This is a genomic window from Pseudomonas sp. PI1 (assembly GCF_000812405.1).
GTDB classification, from domain to species: domain Bacteria; phylum Pseudomonadota; class Gammaproteobacteria; order Pseudomonadales; family Pseudomonadaceae; genus Pseudomonas; species Pseudomonas citronellolis.
In genome coordinates, this window is record NZ_JWMC01000105.1 from 16,461 (window position 1) to 36,743 (window position 20,283).

The 20,283-nt window shown below is 69.7% G+C and carries 2 protein-coding genes and 1 pseudogene; all 3 read right to left on the reverse strand.

The window, feature by feature from the left end; translation table 11 throughout:
* Positions 1–555: 555 nt before the first annotated feature.
* Positions 556–18,826, reverse strand: a pseudogene (locus RN02_RS34810) (non-ribosomal peptide synthase/polyketide synthase); the annotation flags it as partial.
* Positions 18,827–19,035: 209 nt separating this feature from the next.
* Complete coding sequence (locus tag RN02_RS31595) at positions 19,036–19,788, reverse strand: thioesterase II family protein (protein WP_043319477.1); 753 nt, start codon at positions 19,786–19,788, stop codon at positions 19,036–19,038.
* The gene (locus RN02_RS31600) at positions 19,789–20,007 is read right to left on the reverse strand and encodes an MbtH family protein (protein ID WP_009622053.1); all 219 of its coding nucleotides are present in this window, start codon (positions 20,005–20,007) and stop codon (positions 19,789–19,791) included.
* Positions 20,008–20,283: the final 276 nt, after the last annotated feature.

The window sequence follows — 20,283 nt, forward strand, 5'->3', positions numbered from 1 at the left end:
ACAGCGCCATCGTCGTTGGGCATCGGCCTGCCGGAAGGAATTGGCGCGGGACGAAAGAGCACCCTCTCCCTAACCCTCTCCCTGAAGGGAGAGGGGACTGGTTCGGAGCGCATGGGAAGGAAGGCATTCCATGGAGACCATGGGTGTCGCGGATGCCAATGGTGCAGGGAGAACAGGGCCTGACGGTGGCACGGCCTGGCCCCCGCTCCCTCCGGGAGAGGGCTGGGGTGAGGGGCCCGGCGCCGTCGTAGGATGGCGTTGAGCGAAGCGATACCCATCACCAGCACCGCATGGGTTTCGCAAGCTCAACCCATCCTACGAAAAGCACCTCGGCACGGAGTCGTAGGGCGGATAACCACGAACGGTTATGCCTGAAATAGCCAAGCCATTCCCCTGTAGGAGCGCGCCCTGCGCGCGAATCGCGGGCAAGGCCCGCTACAGGTTGACGCCAAACCTCCCCGCCCACGCCGAACGGCCCCCTCTCCCTCCGGGAGAGGGTTGGGGTGAGGGGGCGCGGTTCGCCAGGCCCCCAAGGGCTCAGGCAATTTCACCCTCCAGCTCACCCAGCCGCATCGAGGGAGCCGCCTCCACCAGCCAGGCGAGCAGCCGTTGCAGTTCCGCACCCAACGACTCGACCACAGCCGCCTGGAAGCGATCGAGACGGTAGTCGAAGTGGAACCCCCAGACCTTGTCCAGCTCGACGTACAACGTCAGCGGCGTGCTGGTCTGCTCGTGATGGCCCATGCCGAGGAACTGCAGCGCCTGGCTGCCCTCCTCCGCCTGGGACATCTCCCCCGGATAGTTCTCGAACACGATGACCGTATCGAACAGCTCCGAGCCATGCCATTGCTGCAGCTCGGCCAGCGAGGCGTAGCCATGCTCGCGCATGCGCAGGTTGAACACCTGGAGCGCCTGCAGCCACTGGGCGATGCTCAGCTCCGGCGCAAGCTCGGCCACCAGCGGCACGTCGTTGATGTACAGCCCCAGCTGCCGCTCGATGCCGGGCAGCTCCGCCGGCCGGCCGGACAGCGTCACCCCGCAGGCCACCGTCGTGCGCTGCAGCCGGCGGCCCAGCAACAGCAGCCAGGCCGCCTGCACCAGGGTATTGACCGTGACCCGCTGCTGCCGGGCGAACTCGCCCAGGGCCGCGCTGCGTTCGGGCGTGAGGGCGAAGAACAGGTGTCCGTGCCCGCAGGCCCCCCCGCTCGCCGTCGGCGCCAGCAGGCTGGGCGCGTCCAGGCGCGTCAGCGCCTGCTGCCAGAAGCGGCGGTCGCCCTCGTGGTCCACGCCCTGCAGCCAGGCCAGGTAGTCGCGGAAGCTCCCCGCCACGGGTGCCGGGGCGCCAGTCAGGTAGGCCCGCAGGATGTCCTCGTACAGGCGCGAGGCGCTCCAGCCGTCCAGCAGGATATGGTGGCTGGTCAGGGCCACGCGGTATTCGTCGTCGGCGAGCCGCACCAGCGTCAGGCGCAGCAAGGGCGCCTTCGCCATGTCGAAGGGCGCGAGACGGTCTTCGAGCAGGCGCTCCTCCACTTCCAGGGGCGTCAGCCCGCGGCCGTCGACCAGGGTGAAAGGCGCCTCCACCGACCGGTACACCACCTGCAACGGCTGGCGCTGCGCGGTCGCCGCGACGAAGCCGGTGCGCAGCATGCCGTGGGCATCCAGGGTGACCTGCCAGGCCCGGCGGAAGCGCTCGGGGTCCAGCCCGCGCACGCCGAGGGTGTGCTGGCAGATGAAGTCGCCCTGCTCGTGCACCGCCTCGGGCAGCATCCCGCGCTGCATCGGCGTCAGCGGGTAGATGTCCTCGACCCGCGCCGCCTCCAGGCCCAGCGCATCCAGCTGTTCCTGGGTCAGGCCGGCCAGGGGCACGTCGGCGGGCGTCAGCGCCCCCCTGCCCGGTTGGCAGCAATGCTCGATCAGCCCTTCCAGTTCACGGCGGTAGTCCCCGGCGAGCCGTTCGATACCCTCGCCCTGGAACACCTCGCGGCTGAAGGTCCAGGTCAGGCTCAACTCGCCGTCGTACACCTGGCCGTTGATGCTCAGCCAGTTGCCCAGCGGAGCCTGCTCGCTCAGGTCCGCGCCGGCGCGCTCCGTCGAGAAGCTGTGGCCCGGCTCGCCATCGCCGGCGCCCGGCCCGTCGAACTGCCCCAGGTAGTTGAAGGTGATCCGCGGCTCCGGCAAGGCCCGCAGCGCCTGCTGGCTGGCGGCGTCGCCGAGGTAGCGCAGCAGGCCGAAACCGATGCCCTTGCCGGGCACCGCGCGCAATTGCTCCTTGATACCCATGAGCGAGCGCCCGGGGTCCTGCTCCGGCACCAGCCGCAACGGATAGACGCTGGTGAACCAGCCCACCGTGCGCGAAAGGTCGATGCCCTCGAACAGGTCTTCGCGGCCGTGGCCTTCCAGCTGGATCAGCGCATGGTCGCGGCCGCTCCAGCGGCAGACCGCCCGGGCCAGCGCGGTGAGCAGCAGGTCGTTGACCTGGGTGCGGTAGGCCGCCGGCGCCACCTGCAGCAGTTTGCGCGTCATGTCGGCATCCAGGCGCAGCTGGACGTGCTGCGCATCGCACAACCGGCGGGAGCCCTCGGGGTTGTCGCAGGGCAGCGTCGGATCGGCGCCCTGCAGTTCGTTGCGCCAGTAGTCCAGCTCCTGCGCCAGCGCGCCGCTGCCGGCATGTTCGGCCAGGCACAAGGCCCAGGCCTGCAGCGAACTGGTCCTGGCCGGCAGGCGCGGCGGCTGGCCGGCGGCGAGCTGGCGATAGGCGCTTTCCAGGTCCTCCAGCAGAATCCGCCAGGACACCCCGTCCACCACCAGGTGGTGGATCACCAGCAGCAGGCGCTGGCTGCCGTCGGCCAGCGTGGCCAGCAGCGCCCGCAGTAGCGGGCCGCCGGCGAGGTTCAGGCTGCGTTGCGCCTCCTCGCCCAGGGCCTCCAGCGCTTCCGGGCCATCCAGCTCGGCTTGCCAGAGGATGCCCGCCTGTTCCCAGGCAGCCTGCACCTCGGCCAGGTCCCGGTAGCGCGCCGAGCCGGCGTCGAAGGCCAGGCGCAAGGCATCGTGGTGGATCACCAGCTCCCTCAGCGCCCGCTCCAGCACCTCGCCGTCCCAGGCCTTGCCTGGCGCCGCGAGCAGCACCGACTGGTTCCAGTGGTGGCGCTGCGGGATGTCCTGCTCGAAGAACCAGCGCTGGATCGGCGTCAGCGGCAACGTACCGCTGGCCGGCCCCTGGTCGACGGCGGCTTCCTCCGTGCGCCGGGCCACCCGTGCCAGTTCCTGCACGGTCTGGTGCTGGAACAGCTCCTTCGGCGTGAAGCGAATCCCCGCCTGGCGGGCCCTGCTCACCAGTTGCAGGGAAATGATCGAGTCGCCGCCCAGTTCGAAGAAGTTGTCGTTCAGGCCCACCTGCGGCAGCTTCAGCACCTCTTGCCAGATGTCCGCCAGTTGCCGCTCCAGCTCGCTGCGCGGCGCCACGTAGTCCTGTTGCAGTTCGCTGATATCCGGTTGCGGCAGTGCCTTGCGGTCCAGCTTGCCGTTGGGCGTCAGCGGCAGCGTTTCGAGGAACAGCAACTGCGCCGGCACCATGTATTCCGGCAGGCAGGCCTTCAGCGCCGCTTTCAGCTCATCGCGCAGGGCGTGCCGCTGCTCAGTTGCCAGCTCATCCGTCGGCACCACGTAACCCACCAGTTGCTTGCCGCTGGCGCCGTCGCGGGCCAGCACCACTGCCTCGCGCACCGAATCCTGCTCCAGCAGGCGGGCCTCGATTTCGCCCAGTTCGATGCGGAAGCCGCGGATTTTCACCTGGTGGTCCACGCGGCCCAGGTAATCGACCACGCCGTCCGGCCGGGCGCGGGTCAGGTCACCGCTACGGTAGACGCGCTCGCCGTTGCCGAAGGGGTCCGGCACGAAGCGTTCGGCGGTCAGCGCCGGGCGTTCCAGATAGCCCCGCGCCACACCCTCGCCGCCCAGGTACAGTTCACCGGCCAAGCCCACCGGCAGCAGGTTCAGCTCGGCGTCCAGCACATAACCGCGGCGCTTGCCCAGCAGCGTGCCGATCGGGGCATAGGCCGCTCCGCACGGGTCTTCTTTTCGAGCCTTCCACAGCAACGGCGTCACCACCGTTTCGGTTGGGCCGTAGCCGTTGAACAGGTACTGCGGGCGCAAGGCGCGCCAAGCCAGGTCGTAGCTCGCTTGCGGCACGGCATCGCCGCCGAAGCAGTAGATACGGGTCGGCGGTGGGTTGCCGTCGCGTTCGGCGTGTTCGGTCAGTTGCTGCAGGTACACCGGCGGGAACACCGCCAAAGTGACCTGATGACGGTGCATCTGCGCGTAGGTCTGCTCCGGCAGCCACAGGCTGTCGTCGCGGATCAGCACGCGGGCGCCGTTGATCAACGGGTGCATCCAGCCTTCGTGGGCGCCGTCGAAGGCGAAGGACATGAAGTGCAGTTCGCAGTCCGAAGGGGTCGTCTCGTAGCGTTCACCAGTGGCGCGGATGTGCGACACCAGCGGTCCGTGGGACACCGCCACGCCCTTGGGCAGACCGGTGGAGCCGGAGGTGTAGATCACATAGGCCAGGTTGTCGCCGTGCAACGCCACAGTCGGCGCAGTAGCGGGAAGGGATTGCCATTCCTCGGCGCGGTCCACTGCCAGGGTCGGCAGTCCTTCGGGCAACGGCAACTGGCCCTCCAGATCGCTCTGGGTCAGCACCAGCGCTGCCGCGCAGTCCTGCATCATGTACAGCAGGCGCTCACGCGGATAAGCCACGTCCAGCGGCACGTAGGCACCACCGGCCTTCAGCACCGCAAGGAAAGCCACCATGGTCTCCGCCGAACGACGCATGGCGATGGCCACCCGCACTTCCGGGCCCACGCCCAGTTCGATCAGGCGATGGGCCAGGCGGTTGGCCCGGGTATCCAGCTCGCCATAGGTCAGCGGCTGGTCGGCGAAGATCACCGCCACCGCATCCGGCGTCTCCGCTGTACGATCCGCCACCAGTTGGTGGATGTAGCGATCGCTCGGGTAGTGATCCGCGGTGTGGTCCCAGCGTTGCAGAATCTGCGCCCTCTCCGCTTCACCAAGCATTTCCAGCTCGGCCAGGCGCGCCTGCGGGTTTTCGCACAACGCCACGAGCAGGTTGCCGAAGTGCCCGGCCACCTGGCCGAGCGTTTCCTCGTCGAAGTGCCGGCGGTCGTAGCTGTAGTGCACTTCCAGCCGCTCGCCCAACAGCACGGCCAGGGCCAGCGGGTAGTTGGTCTGCTCGTGGTTGCCCACCTCGCCGAAGCGCAGCCCGGCCGGGGCGCCCTGCTGCAGGGCCTCGGAGACCGGGTAGTTCTCGAACACCAGCAGGCTGTCGAACAGCGCTTCGTTGCCCAGCCGCGCCCAGCGCTGCACCTCGTACAGCGGGGTGTGCTCGAACTCGCGCAAGGCCAGGCTGCGCGCCTGCACCTGGGCGATCCACTCGGCCGCCGTCTGCTCCGCACGGGGGCTGCCGATCACCGGCAGGGTATTGATGAACAGGCCGACCTGCTCCTCGATGCCGGCCAGCTCCGCCGGGCGCCCCGCCACGGTGGCGCCGAAGCACACCGTGTCCTGCCCGGTGTAGCGGCGCAGCAACAGCAGCCAGGCGGCCTGCACCAGGGTATTCAGCGTCACCCGCAGGCTGCGGGCGAACTCGCCCAGCTGGCGCGTGCGTTGCTCATCCAGCACCTGGCTGTACAAGCCGTGGCCGGCCTGCCCCGCCAGGGCCGGGCGTAGCGCGTGGGTCAGCCGCGTCGGCGCGTCGAGTTCCACCAGTTGGGTTTTCCAGAACGCCTCGCTGGCCTGCGGGTCCTGCCGCTGCAGCCAGGCAATGTAGTCGCGATACCCGCCCGCGGCGCGGCCAACCGGCTGGCCGGCATAGCGCTGCAGCACCTCGCCCAGCAGCCGAGAATTGCTCCAGCCATCCAGCAGGATGTGGTGGCAGGTGTAGATCAGGTGGTGGCTGCGCTCGCCGGTGCGGATCACCGTCAGGCGCAGCAGCGGCTCCTCCGCCAGGTCGAAGCCGCGTTCACGGTCGGCATTCGCCCAGGCGTCCAGGCGCGCGCCGAGGTCCGGCTGGCCCTGCCAGTCCAGCACCGCGAACGGCACAGGCATCTGCCGGCGGATAACCTGCAGCGGTTGCGCCAGCTCGCTGATGAACGCCGCCCGCAGCACGTCGTGGGCATCCACCGCCGCCTGCCAGGCGCGGCGGAAGTCTTCGACCTCCAGGCCCTCCACGTCCACGCGCATCTGGTTGACGTAGTCGCCGCCCTCGCGCTCGTACAGGCTGTGGAACAGCATGCCCTGCTGCATCGGCGACAGCGGGTAGATGTCGGCGATCTGCGCCGCCGGCAGCGGCAGGCTGTCCAGCTGCTCCTAGCTCAGGCGCGCCAGGGGAACGTCCGAGGGTGTCAGGCCGCGGTTGGCCGCAGCGCAGCAATGGCCGATCAGCTCGCGCAGCTCGTCGGCGTACTCGCTGGCCAGGCGCTGGATGGTCCGCTCGTCGAACACCTCGCGGCTGAAGCCCCAGTCCAGGCTCAGTTCGCCGTCGTACACGCGGCCGTTCAGGTTGAGCAGGCCGTCCAGCGGCGCATTTTCGTCCAGGCTGGCGCCGCTGCTTTCCTTGGCGGGGACGAACAGCCCCTCTTCGGCATCGAAGCTCTGGTCGAACTGCCCCAGGTAGTTGAAGACAACCGCCCCGCTCGGCAGGCTTTCCAGTGCCCGCTTCGCCTCGTCGGAGCCCAGGTGGCGCAGCAGGCCGTAGCCGAGCCCCTTGCCGGGCACTGCACGCAACTCCTCCTTGATCGTCTTGATGGAATCCGCCAGCCCCGCCCGGGGGCTGAGGCGCACCGGGTACATGCTGGTGAACCAGCCGACGGTGCGCGTCAGGTCGATATCCTCGAACAGCTCTTCGCGGCCATGGCCTTCCAGGCGCACCAGGGTCTGCGCCTGCCCGCTCCAGCGGCAGATCACCCGCGCCAGGGCGGTCAGCAACAGGTCGTTGACCTGGGTGCGGTAGGCCGCCGGCGCCTCTTGCAGCAGGCGGCGGGTCCAGTCGCGGTCCAGGCGGGTGCTGGCATAGGCGACGTGTTTCTGTTGCCGCCCGCCGGCCGGGTTGGCGCAGGGCAGCGCGTCGCTCACACCGGCCAGCTGGGCCTGCCAGTAAGCCAGCTCCGCTGCGGCGGCCGCGCCCTGGGCATGGGCGGCCAGGCGCTCGGCCCAGGCCTTGAACGAACTGGTCTTGGCCGGCAGCTCCGCCGGCTGCCCGGCAACGGCCCGGGCATAGGCTTGTTGCAGGTCGTCCAGCAGCACGCGCCAGGACACCCCGTCCACCACCAGGTGGTGGATCACCAGCAGCAGGCGCTGCTCGCCGCCGGGCAGTTCCGCCAGCACCACCCGCAGCAGCGGGCCCTGCTGCAGGTCCAGGCTGCGCTGTGCCTGGTTGGCGACGTCTTCCAGCGCCTCCGGCGTGGCCAGGCGGCGGCGCCACAATACGTCCGCGTCCGCTTGCGGCGCGCTGAATTCGGCGCGCCAGGCGCCGTCATGCCGCTCGAAGCGCAGGCGCAGGGCGTCGTGGTGCGCCAGCAACGCCTGCAGCGCGGCCTTCAGGGGCTCGATCTGCAAGGGCTGGCGCGGCGCCAGTAGCAGCGACTGGTTCCAGTGCTGGCGCGTGGGGATGTCCTGGCCGAAGAACCACTGCTGGATCGGCGTCAGCGGCAGGCCGCCGCTGACCGCGCCCTGCTCCACGCGCAACCCCTCGGCGCGCCGGGCCACGCTTGCCAGCCCCTGTACCGTCTGGTGCTGGAACAGGTCCTTGGGGGTGAACTGGATGCCCGCCTGGCGCGCCCGGCTGACCACCTGCAGGGAGACGATGGAGTCGCCGCCCAGTTCGAAGAAGTTGTCGGTCGCGCCGACCTGCGAGCGCTTGAGCACCTCCTGCCAGATGGCCGCCAGTTGCCGCTCCAGTTCGCTGCGCGGCGCCACGTAATCCTGCTGCAGCTCGTTCGCGTCCGGCTGCGGCAGGGCCTTGCGGTCCAGTTTGCCGTTGGGCGTCAGCGGCAGCGCTTCTAGGAACAGCAGCTGCGCCGGCACCATGTAGTCCGGCAGGTTCGTCTTCAATGCCGTGCGCAGGGCCTCGCGCAGTTCGCGCGGGTCCCCGGCCGCCACGCCTGCGGCCGGCACCACGTAGCCCACCAGCTGCTTGCCGCTGGCGCCGTCGCGGGCTAGCACCACCGCCTCGCGCACCGCGTCCTGCTCCAGTAGGCGCGCCTCGATCTCGCCCAGTTCGATGCGGAAGCCGCGGATCTTCACCTGGTGGTCGATGCGCCCCAGGTACTCGATCACGCCGTCGGGCCGGTAGCGCGCCAGGTCGCCAGTGCGGTAGAGCCGGCCGCCGCCCTGCGCGGCGAAGGGGTCGGGGAGGAACTTCTCCGCCGTCAGCGCCGGCCGGTTCAGGTAGCCACGGGCCAGGCCCGCGCCGACCATGCACAGCTCGCCGCCCTTGCCGATGCCGGCCGGCTCGCCGCTGGCGTCGATCAGGTGCACGCCGCTGTTGGCCAGCGGGCGGCCGATGTTGGCGCTGCCGCCCGGGGCCCTCAGGGTGTAGGTGGAATAGGTGGTGTCCTCGGAGGGGCCGTAGAGGTCGTAGACCCGCTCGATGTGGCCGAGCCCGTAGAGGTTGTCCACCACCGCCTGGGCCAGCGGCTCGCCCGCCAGGTTGACGATGCGCACCGAGTCGGGAATCTGCCCCGCCTCGCAGAGCATGCGGATGGCCGAGGGCACCGTGTTGACCAGGCGCACCCGCTGGCGCGCCGGCAGCTCCGGCAGCGCCAGGGCGTTGTCGGCCAGCACCACGAAGCCGCCGCAGGCCAGGGTGACGAAGAACTCCCACACCGAGAGGTCGAAGCAGATCGAGGTGGAGGCCAGCACGCCCTGCAGGTCTTCCCGGCTGTAGACCGAGCGGGCCCAGCCGACCAGGGCCGCCGCGTTGCGGTGTTCGATCAGCACGCCCTTGGGCTTGCCGGTGGAGCCGGAGGTGTAGATGCAGTACGCCAGGTTTTCCGGGCTGGCAAGGTGGCGCGGGTCGTCCTGGGAATAGGCTTCCAGGGCCAGGTCGTCCACCGCCAGCACCTGCGCCGCGCCCCCTTGCGGCAGCTGGGCGAGCAAAGCGCGCTGGGTCAGCAGCAGGCGCGCCTGGCTGTCCTCCAGCATGTAGGCCTGGCGTTCCTGCGGATACTCCGGGTCCAGCGGCACGTAGGCGCCGCCGGCCTTGAGGGTGGCCAGCAGCGCGACCAGCATCTCCAGGCGCCGCTGCATGGCGATGCCGACCAGCGCTTCCGGCCCCACGCCCAGCTCGCGCAGCTTGTGGGCCAGGCGGTTGGCCCGCTGGTTCAGCTCGCGGTAGCTGTATTCGTGCTCGCCGTCGATCAGCGCCAGGGCCTCCGGCGTGCGCGCCACCTGCTCCTCGAAGAGTTCGTGCAGGCAGGCCTGGCGGTAAGGCGCGGCGGTGTCGTTCCACTCATGCAGCACCTGGTGGCGCTCGGCGGCGCCGAGGATGGGCAGTTCGGCGATGCGCCGCTGCGGCTCGGCGCAGACCGCTTCCAGCAGGTTGCGCCAGTGGTCCGCCAGGCGCTCCACGGTGGGCCGTTCGAAGAGGTCGCTGGCATAGGTCAGCGAGGCGCGCAGCCCGCGCTCGGACTCGAAGGTGTCGAGGGTCAGGTCGAACTGCGCGGTGCGCGCTTCGCGCGGCAGGCTCTCGACGCTCAGGCCGGGCAGCTCCCGCGCCTGGCCGCGGCTCTCGCTCTGGTGGTTGTACATCACCTGGAACAGCGGGCTGTGGCTCAGGTCGCGCTCGGGCTGCAGCGCCTCCACCAGTTGTTCGAAGGGCAGCTCCTGGTAGGCCTGGGCCTCCAGCGAACGCTGCTTCACCTGGGCCAGCAGGTCGTCGAAGGTGGTGTGCAGCGCGAACTCCGCCTTCAGCACCTGGGTGTTGACGAAGAAGCCGACCAGCCCCTCGGTTTCCACCCGGGTGCGGTTGGCGATGGGCACGCCCACGCGGATGTCGGCCTGCCCGGAATGGCGGTTCAGCAGGCTCTGGAAGGACGCCAGCAGCAGCATGAACAGGGTCACGCCGCGGCGCTGGGCCAGTTCGCGCAGCTTGTGGGCCAGCTCGTCGGGCAGCGGGATGTCCACCTCGCCGCCGCGATAGCTCTGCTCCGCCGGCCGCGAGCGGTCGCTGGGCAACTCCAGCGGCAGCTGCTCGCCGCCCAGCTGTTCGCGCCAGTAGGCCAACTGGCGCTCGCGCTCGCCGGCCTCCATGCAGCAGCGCTGCCACAGGGCGTAGTCGGCGTACTGGATCGGCAGTTCCGCCAGGTTCGCTTCGCGCCCCTCGCTGTACGCCGCGTACAGCTGCACCAGCTCGTCGACCATCCGCGCCATGGACCAGCCGTCGGCGATGATGTGATGCAGGGTCAGCACCAGCACGTGCTCGTCCGCTGCCAGGCGCAGCAGTTTCACCCGCAGCAGCGGGCCGCGCTGCAGGTCGAACAGCGCCTGGATTTCCGCCTCGATATGGGCCTGCAGGGCCTCCTCGCTGCACCCCACCAGCGTTTCGCAAGGCAGCTCGAACGGCAGTTCGGCGTCCACCAGTTGCACGGCCTGGTCCTGCTCCTGGCGGAAGCGGGTGCGCAGCGTGTCGTGGCGCGCTATCAGCGTCTCGAAGCTGCGCCACAGGGCGCCCAGGTCCAGGCGGCCACGCAGCCGCAGCACCGCCGGGATGTGGTAGGCCGCGCTCTGCGGCGCCATCTGCCAGAGGAACCACTGGCGCTGTTGCGCATAGGACAGCGGCAGCGCCGCGGCTTCATGGCGGGTGACGGGGATCGGCAGCTGCGACAGGCCGATGTTCTTCGACACCAGCTTCTGGAAGAACAGCCGGCGTTGCTCGAGGGGGAGGCGAACGAAGCGTTGGGCCAGGTCCAGGTTCTTGTCGGGTTGCATGTCACACTGCCTCGAGTTCGGTCATGAAGTCGCGGAGATCGTCGAAGTCCGCGTCGCTGCTGGGCGCGTACTGCGCCACCGAGGCCGCGTAGGCCTCCAGGGTTTCGCTCTGGAACATCAGCGCCAGGGGCAGGTTCACGCCCAGTTCGTCCTGCGCCCGCGCAGTGACCTGAGTGGCCAGCAGCGAGTGGCCGCCCAGGTCGAAGAAGTTGTCCTTCAGCCCTACCCGCGGCAGTTTCAGCACTGCCTGCCAGATCGCCGCCAGGCGCTGCTCCAGCTCGCAGCTCGGCGCCACGTAGTCCTGCTGCAGCTCGCTGATGTCCGGCTGCGGCAAGGCCTTGCGGTCCAGCTTGCCGTTGGGTGTGAGCGGCAGCGTTTCGAGGAACAGCAACTGCGTGGGCACCATGTACTCCGGCAGGCTGCCCTTCAGCGCCGCTTTCAGCTCATCGCGCAGGGCGTGCCGTTGTTCGACCGGGATCGGTTCGGTCGGCACCACGTAGCCCACCAGTTGCTTGCCACTGGCGCCGTCGCGGGCCAGCACCACCGCCTCGCGCACCGAATCCTGCTCCAGCAGGCGGGCCTCGATTTCGCCCAGTTCGATGCGGAAGCCGCGGATTTTCACCTGGTGGTCTACCCGGCCCAGGTAATCGACCACGCCGTCCGGCCGGGCGCGGGTCAGGTCGCCGCTGCGGTAGACGCGTTCGCCGTTGCCGAAGGGGTCCGGCACGAAGCGTTCGGCGGTCAGCGCTGGGCGCTCCAGATAGCCTCGCGCCACACCCTCGCCGCCCAGGTACAGTTCGCCGGCCAGGCCCACCGGCAGCAGGTTCAGCTCGGCGTCCAGCACATAGCCACGGCGCTTGCCCAGCAGCGTGCCGATCGGGGCATAGGCGGCGCCACACGGGTCTTCCTTGCGGGCCTTCCACAGTAACGGCGTCACCACCGTTTCGGTGGGACCGTAGCCGTTGAACAGGTACTGCGGGCGCAAGGCGCGCCAAGCCAGGTCGTAGCTCGCCTGGGGCACGGCATCGCCGCCGAAGCAGTACACCCGCGTCGGCGGCGGGTTGCCGTCGCGTTCGGCATGTTCCGCCAGTTGTTGCAGGTACACCGGCGGAAACACCGCCAGGGTGACGTGGTGGCGATGCATCTGCGCGTAGGTCTGTTCCGGCAGCCACAGGCTGTCGTCGCGGATCAGCACGCGGGCGCCATTGATCAGCGGGTGCATCCAGCCTTCATGGGCACCGTCGAAGGCGAAGGACATGAAGTGCAGTTCGCAGTCTTCGGCATTGGTTTCGTAGCGCTCGCCGGTGGCGCGGATGTGCGAGACCAGCGGGCCGTGGGATACCGCCACGCCCTTGGGCAGACCAGTGGAGCCGGAGGTGTAGATCACGTAGGCCAGGTTGTCGCCGTGCAGCGATACCTGGGGCGCGCTGGCCGGGCGGTCCTGCCATTCTTCCGTGCGGTCCACGGCCAGGGTCGGCAGTCCTTCGGGCAGCGGCAGTTGGCTTTTCAGATCGCTCTGGGTCAGCACCAGCGCCGCCGCGCAGTCCTGCATCATGTACAGCAGGCGCTCGCGCGGATAGGCCACGTCCAGCGGCACATAGGCACCGCCCGCCTTCAGCACGGCCAAGAAGGCCACCATGGTCTCCGCCGAACGACGCATGGCGATAGCCACCCGCACTTCCGGGCCCACGCCCAGTTCGATCAGGCGATGGGCCAGGCGGTTGGCCCGGGTATCCAGCTCGCCATAGGTCAGCGGCTGGTCGGCGAAGATCACCGCCACCGCGTCCGGCGTCTCCGCTGTACGGTCCGCCACCAGTTGGTGGATGTAGCGATCGCTCGGGTAGTGATCCGCGGTGTGGTCCCAGCGTTGCAGAATCTGCGCGCGCTCCACTTCACCGAGCATTTCCAGCTCGGCCAGGCGCGCCTGCGGGTTTTCACACAACGCCACCAGCAGGTTGACGAAATGCTCGGCCAGGCGTGCGATCACGCTTGCCGGCAGGACGCGGGCGTCGTGGTTGAAGTGCAGCGCCAGGGTGGCGCCCAGGTGCACGCCGAGGGTCAGCGGGTAGTTGGTCTGCTCGCGGTTGTCCACCTCGCCGAAGCGCAGCCCGGCCGGGGCGCCCTGTTGCAGGGCCTCGGCCACCGGGTAGTTCTCGAACACCAGCAGGCTGTCGAACAGCGCTTCGCCGCCGCGCCCGGCCCAGCTCTGCACCTCGTACAGCGGGGTGTGCTCGAAGTCGCGCAGGGCCAGGCTGCGCGCCTGGACCTGGGCCACCCACTCGGCCACCGTCTGTTCCGCCTGCGGGCTGCCGACCACCGGCTGGGTATTGATGAACAGGCCGACCTGTTCCTCGATACCGGCCAGCTCCGTCGGGCGGCCCGCCACGGTGGCGCCGAAGCACACCGTGTCCTGCCCGGTGTAACGGCGCAGCAACAGCAGCCAGGCGGCCTGCACCAGGGTGTTGACGGTCACCTTCTGGCGCTGGGCGAAGGCCCGCAGGCGCTCGCTGGCCGGGCGCTCCAGGTCGCGCCGCAGCAGGCCGTGGCCGGCCTGCGCAGCGTCCGCGGCGGGCAGCGACAGGAGCAGCCGCGTCGGCGACTCCAGCTCGGCCAGTTGTTCCTTCCAGAAGCTCTCTTCGGCCTGCAGGTCGCGCCGCTGCAGCCAGCCGATGTAGTCGCGGAAGGTCCCCGCCGGTGCCGTGGGCGCCTGCCCGGCATAGTGCTGCAGCACCTCACCGAGCAGCCGCGAATTGCTCCAGCCGTCCAGCAGGATGTGATGGTGGGTGTGGATCAGGTGATGGCTGCGCTCGCCGGTGCGCACCAGGGTCAGGCGCAGCAGCGGCTCGTCGGCCAGGTCGAAGCCGCGGCGGCGCTCGGCCAGGGCCAGGCGCTGCAGTTCCGCCGGCAGGTCGTCGCGGCCGCGCAGGTCGAGCACCGCGAAGGGCACCTGCAGTTGCCGCCGGACCCACTGCAGCGGGCGCTCCAGGGTGCCGAGGAAGCCGGCCCGCAGCACCTCGTGGCGCGCCACCACGGCCTGCCAGGCATCGCGGAAGCGCTCGACGTCCAGCCCCTCCACGTCCACCCGCAGCTGGTTGACGTAGTCGCCCTCCTCCCGCGCATAGAGGCTGTGGAACAGCATGCCCTGCTGCATGGGCGACAACGGGTAGAGGTCCTGCACCGAGGCCAGGTCCAGCGGCAGCGCGTCCAGCTGCGCCTGGTCCAGGCCGGCCAGGGGGAAGTCCGAGGGCGTCGCCCCGGCGTGGCGCGGGTCGCGGCAGTGGTCGATGAGCGCTTGCAGCTCGCGCGCGTAGTCGTCCACCAGGCGCTGCACGCTGGCCTCTGCGAACATCTCCTGGCTGAACGCCCAGCTCAGGTTCAGCTCGCCGCCGTAGACCTGGCCTTCGATGCTCAGCCAGTTGGCCAGGGGCGCGCGCGGGTCCTGGGCCTGGCCGGCGCTTTCCGTGGCGGGCACCAGCAGCGCGCTTTCGTCGAACTGGCGGTCGAACTGGCCCAGGTAGTTGAAGGTGATGCGCGGCTGCGGCAGCGCCGCCAGGGCCTGGGCGCTTTCGGCGCCGGCCAGGTAGCGCAGCAGGCCGTAGCCGACGCCCTTGTCCGGCATGCCGCGCAGCTGTTCCTTGATTGCCTTGATCGAGGCGCCGAGGTCGGCGGCCGGGGCCAGGCGCAGCGGGAACAGGCTGGTGAACCAGCCGACGCTGCGGCTCAGGTCCAGCCCGTCGCCCAGGTCCTCGCGGCCGTGGCCTTCCAGTTGCACCAGCACGCTGGCCTCGCCGCTCCAGCGGCAGATCACCCGGGCCAGGGCGGTCAGCAGCAGGTCGTTGACCTGGGTGCGGTAGGCCGTCGGAGCTTCCTGCAGCAGCTGGCGGGTGCGTTCGGCGTCGAGGGTCAGGGCGAGCTTGCGTTCGTGGCGGTTTTCCAGCGCGCCTTGCGTGTTGTCGCATGGCAGGGTGCGCGGGGCGTCGGCCAGTTGCGCCTGCCAGTAGGCCAGTTCGCCTTGGCGTTGTCGGGCCTGTTCCTGCAATTGGCGGGTCCAGGCCTGGTAGGCGCTGCTGCGCGGCGGCAGCTCGGCGTCCGGCTGTGCGTACAGGTGCTGCAGGTCTTCCAGCAGGATGCGCCAGGACACGCCGTCCACCACCAGGTGGTGGATCGCCAGCAGCAGGCGCTGGCTGCCATCGGCCAGGTCCACCAGCAGCGCGCGCAGCAGCGGGCCCTGTTGCAGGTCCAGGCTGCGCTGGGCCTCTTCGCAGAGCGCGGCCAGCGCCTCGGGCGATGTGGCCCGGCGGCGCCACAGCGGGCTTTCGGCCTGTTCGGCATAGGCTTGGCGCCATACACCGTCTTCCTGGCAGAAGCGCAGGCGCAGGGCGTCGTGGTGCGCCAGCAGGCGCAGCAGCGCGCGCTCCAGGCGTTCGCCATCCAGCGGCTGGCGGGCCTGCAGCAGCAGCGACTGGTTCCAGTGCTGGCGCTCGGGGATGGTTTGCTCGAAGAACCAATGCTGCACCGGCGCCAACGCCGCCTCGCCATGGGCTGGTGCCTGTTCCACCGGAGTAGCCGCCAGGGGCTGGGCGACCTGGGCCAGGCCGCGCACGCTCTGGTGCTGGAACAGGTCGCGCGGGCTCAGCTGCAGCCCGGCCTGGCGCGCCCGGCTGACCACCTGGATGGCGATGATGGAATCGCCGCCCAGGGCGAAGAAGTTGTCGTCCAGGCCGACCTGGGGGATGCCCAGCAGGTCCTGCCAGATGGCCGCCAGGCGCTGCTCCACCTCGTTGCGCGGCGCCACGTAGTCGGCCTGGGCCACGGTCGCGTCGGGCTTGGGCAGTGCTTTGCGGTCCAGTTTGCCGTTGGGACTCAGGGGCATCTGCTCCAGGGCCAGCCACTGCGCCGGGACCATGTATTCCGGGAGGCTGCTGGCCAGGTACGCGGCCAGGGTTTCGCGCCAGTCGTCCTGCTCGGCATCGAGCACGACGTAGCCGACCAGTTGCTTGCCGTCCACGGCCAGCACCGCCGCTTCGCGTACCGATTCGTGTTCCAGCAGACGCGCCTCGATCTCGCCCAGTTCGATGCGCAGGCCGCGCAGCTTCACCTGGTGGTCGATGCGCCCGGCGTACTCGATTACACCGTCGGCGCGGTAGCGCGCCAGGTCGCCAGTGCGGTACATGCGCTCGCCGGCCACGAAGGGGCTGGCGACGAAGCGTTCGGCGGTCAGCGCCGGGCGCTGGTGGTAGCCGCGGGCCAGGCCTTCGCCGGCCAGGTACAGCTCGCCCAGCACGCCTGCCGGGACTGGCTCCAGATTGCCGTCGAGGATGTGGCAGCCCAGATTGGCGATGGGTCTGCCGATGGGCACCGCGTCCTTGCCCTCCTCCACGCAGGTCCAGTGGCTGACGTCGATGGCGGCCTCGGTGGGGCCGTAGAGGTTGTACAGGCCGGCCTGCGGCAGCTTGGCGAAGACCTGCTGCTGGGCGTCCACCGGCAGCGCTTCGCCGCTGCAGATGATGCGTTTCAGGCTGGAGCAACTGGTAACTGCGGCGTCCTGCAGGAAGGCCTGCAGCATCGAGGGCACGAAGTGCAGCGTGGTGACGCCTTCGCGGTTGATCAGCTCCACCAGCTTCGCCGGGTCGCGGTGATCGCCCGGCGCCGCGACGACCAGGCGAGCGCCGGTCATCAGCGGCCAGAAGAACTCCCAGACCGAGACGTCGAAGCTGAACGGCGTTTTCTGCAACACGGTATCGCTGGCATCCAGGCCGTAGGCCTCCTGCATCCAGCACAGGCGATTAGTCAGCGCGCGATGGCGGTTGCCCGCCCCTTTCGGCTTGCCGGTGGAGCCGGAGGTGTAGATCACGTAGGCGAGGTTTTCGCCGTCCAGAACCACAGCGGGGTTGGCCTCGCTGTAGCCTTCCAGCCAGTCGCCGTCCTGATCCAGATCGATACGCTGCACGCCCTTAGCCAATGGCAGGTCGAGGTGCGACTGGCTCAGCAGCAGCTTCACGCCGCTGTCTTCCAGCATGTAGGCCAGGCGCTCGGCGGGGTATTCCGGGTCCAGCGGCACGTAGGCGCCGCCGGCCTTGAGGACCGCCATCAGCCCGACGACCATCTCGATGGAGCGCTCCACCGCGATGCCCACCAGGCTGTCCGGGCCGACGCCGCGTTCGATCAGCGCATGGGCCAGGCGGTTGGCGTGGGCATTCAGCTCGGCATAGCTCAGGCGTTGCTCGCCGAAGGCCAGCACCGGCGCGTCCGGGTAGCGCTCGGCCTGCTCTTCGAACAGCTGGTGCACGCCGCGTTGCAGCGGGTATTCGACGGCCGTGGCGTTCCACTGCTGCAGGATCAGTTCGCACTCGCCGGCATCCAGCATCGGCAGCTCGCCGACCGCGCGCTGCGGGGTGTCGATCATCGCCCGCAGCAGGTTCTGCCAGTGCCGCGCCATGCGCTCGATGGTCGCCGCCTCGAACAGGTCGGTGGCGTAGGTCAGCGCGGCGTACAGGCGGCCGCCCTTCTCGTAGGTGTCCAGGGAAAGGTCGAACTGGGTGGTGCGGCTCTGCCAGTCCAGGCGGCTCAGGCGCAGGCCGGCCACGTCGTCCAGGGCCTCGATGTCGGCCACCTGCGGCTGGTGGTTGTACATCACCTGGAACAGCGGGCTGTGGCTGAGGCTGCGCTCCACCTGGAAGGCGTCCAGCAGGCGTTCGAACGGCAGGTCCTGGTGGGCCTGGGCGCCCAGCACGCTGTCGCGCACCTGGGCCAGCAGGCCCTGCACCGGTGTCTGCGCGTCGAATACCGCGCGCAGCACCTGGGTGTTGACGAACAGGCCGATCAGCCCTTCCACCTCGGCGCGGTTGCGGTTGGCGATGGGCACGCCGACGCGCAGGTCGCCCTCGCCGCTGTAGCGTTGCAGCAGCACGTCGAAGCCGCCCAGCAGCAGCATGAACAGGGTCAGCCCCTGCTGCCGCGCGGCGGCGCGCAGCGCTTCGGCCAGCGCCGGTTCCACGGCGAATTCGTAGCGGGCGCCACGGTAGCTGGCCTGGGCCGGGCGCGGGTGGTCGGCCGGCAGCTCCAGCACCGGGTGATGCTCGCCAAGCTGCTTGCGCCAGTAGTCCAGCTGGCGTTCCTGCTCACCGGCCTCCAGCCAGCTGCGCTGCCAAAGGGCGTAGTCGGCGTACTGCACCGGCAGCGCCGACAGCTGCGCCTCGCGGCCCTCGGCATAGGCGCTGTAGAAGCGGCCGAATTCCTCGATCAGCAGGTTCATCGACCAGCCGTCGGAGACGATGTGGTGCAGCGTCAGCAGCAGCACGTGTTCCTGCTCGCCCAGGCGGATCAGGCGCACCCGCAGCAGCGGGCCGCGGCCCAGGTCGAAGCTCTGCAGCGACTCGCGCTGGGCTTCCTCGCGCACGCGCGCTTCCCGCTGGTCCGCGGCCAGGGCGCTGAAGTCCTCGTAGGCCACGCGCAGTTCGCCGGGCATGGGCGCCAGCAACGGGGTGCCGTCCGCATCCGCGACGAAGACAGTGCGCAGGGTTTCGTGGCGCTCCACCAGGCTGGCGAAGGCGCGCTCCAGGGCCTGGCGGTCCAGCGCCCCCTGCAGGCGCACGGCGCCGGGCAGGTTGTAGGCGCCGCTGTGCGGGTCCAGTTGCCAGAGCAGCCACATGCGCTGCTGGGCGTAGGAAGGCCGGTTGCGCTCGGCGCTCTCCACCCCGGCCGGAATCGGGAACAGCGAGAAGTCGACGCCTTCCGCGCCCAGGCTCTCGAGGAACATCCGGCGCTTTTCCAGGGGCAGCTCGATAAAGCGGCGGGCGAGTTTCAGGGACTGTTCTGCGTTCATCTGTCTTCTTCCGTGCACGTGGGCAACGAGCGCCAGGGCTCGAGTGGGCTCATGGGGAACGGACAGGAACGGCGGAAAATTAGCTTCGCGGCGCTGCCGCGGACGGCCGGCAGGGAATAATTTCTATAGAACTATCAAATAGTTATAAGCAGGAAGCGGCGAAAGCCGGGTGCCGTCGCCAGCACCCGGCCCGCGCGTTGCCGATGGGCTCAGAAGGTCGCGGCTTGCGCCAGCGGAGCGAGCGAACCCTCGCCCGCGCGCCAGCGTTGCAGGCGCCGCTCGATGCAGGGAAGCACGGCGGCCTCCCGCTCATGGATGAAGAAGTGCCCGCCGTCGAACAGTTGCAGTTCGAAGCCGGCGCAGGTTTCCTCGCCCCAGGCCAGCAGTTGTTCCTCGCTGGCCTTGTCGGCGCGGCCGCCGAGCACCTGGATGGGGCAGGCCAGCGGCGCGCGGCGCTGGTGGCGGTAGCTGCCGCAGAGCAGGAAGTCGGCGCGCAGGATGGGCAGCGTCAGGCTCATCAGCTCGGCGTTGGCCAGCACTTCCTCGGGGGTGCCCTGCAGGTCGCGCAGGTCGGCGATCAGCTCGGCGTCGCTCTTCGGCTCGGCGAAGCCGCGGTCGTATTCCGCGCGCCGCGACGGCGCCGCCGTGCCCGAGGCGAACAGCCCCAGGGGCGTCGGGCTGCCCAGCTCGCGCAGGGCGTAGAGCAGCTCGCAGGCGAGCAGCGCGCCCAGGCTGTGGCCGAACAGCGCGTAGGGGGCCTGGCGCACTTCGTCGTGCAGCTCGCGGGCCAGTTGCCGGGCCAGGCCGGCCAGGTCGGTGTGCAGCGGCTCGTCCATGCGCGCGCCGCGCCCCGGCAGCTCCACCGGGCGCAGCTGCAGCCAGGCCGGCAGCTTGCGCCGCCAGCGGCTGTAGACCATGGCGCTGGCGCCGGAGTACGGCAGGCAGAAGAGTCGCAGCGCCACTCAGCCGGCCGCCTTGTCCATGTGCTGGCGCAGGCTCAGCGGGCGCATGTCGGTCCAGACCTGCTCGATATAGGCCAGGCAGTCCTTCTTCAGCCCGCTCTTGCCCACGGCGCGCCAGCCGGCGGGGATTTCCTTGTACTGCGGCCAGATGGAGTACTGCTCCTCGTGGTTCACCACCACTTCGAATGGGATGTCTTCGCGGTCGAATACAGAAGTCATTGCGCTTTCCTCAACTGGATGGGCCGGCCGCCCCGGGGGTGGCCGCTATGGGTTAACGAAGTGGGTGGCGGGAAAATTAGGTGGTGAGGCTCTTCGTAGGAGCGAACCTTGTCCGCGATAGCCGGACGCATAGACGCGATTCGCGGATGAGATCCGCTACGCTGCCCCACTCGCGCCATTCCCATGTAGGAGCGCGCCCTGCGCGCGATTCGCGGGCAGGGCCCGCTCCTACAGTTCCAGGAAAGCCCCGTAGGATGGGTTGAGCGAAGCGATACC

What these genes read in the sequence shown, in the direction of transcription:
- RN02_RS31600 (WP_009622053.1), bottom strand. Translation starts at nt 20,007, where the DNA reads ATGACTTCTGTATTCGACCGCGAAGACATCCCATTCGAAGTGGTGGTG.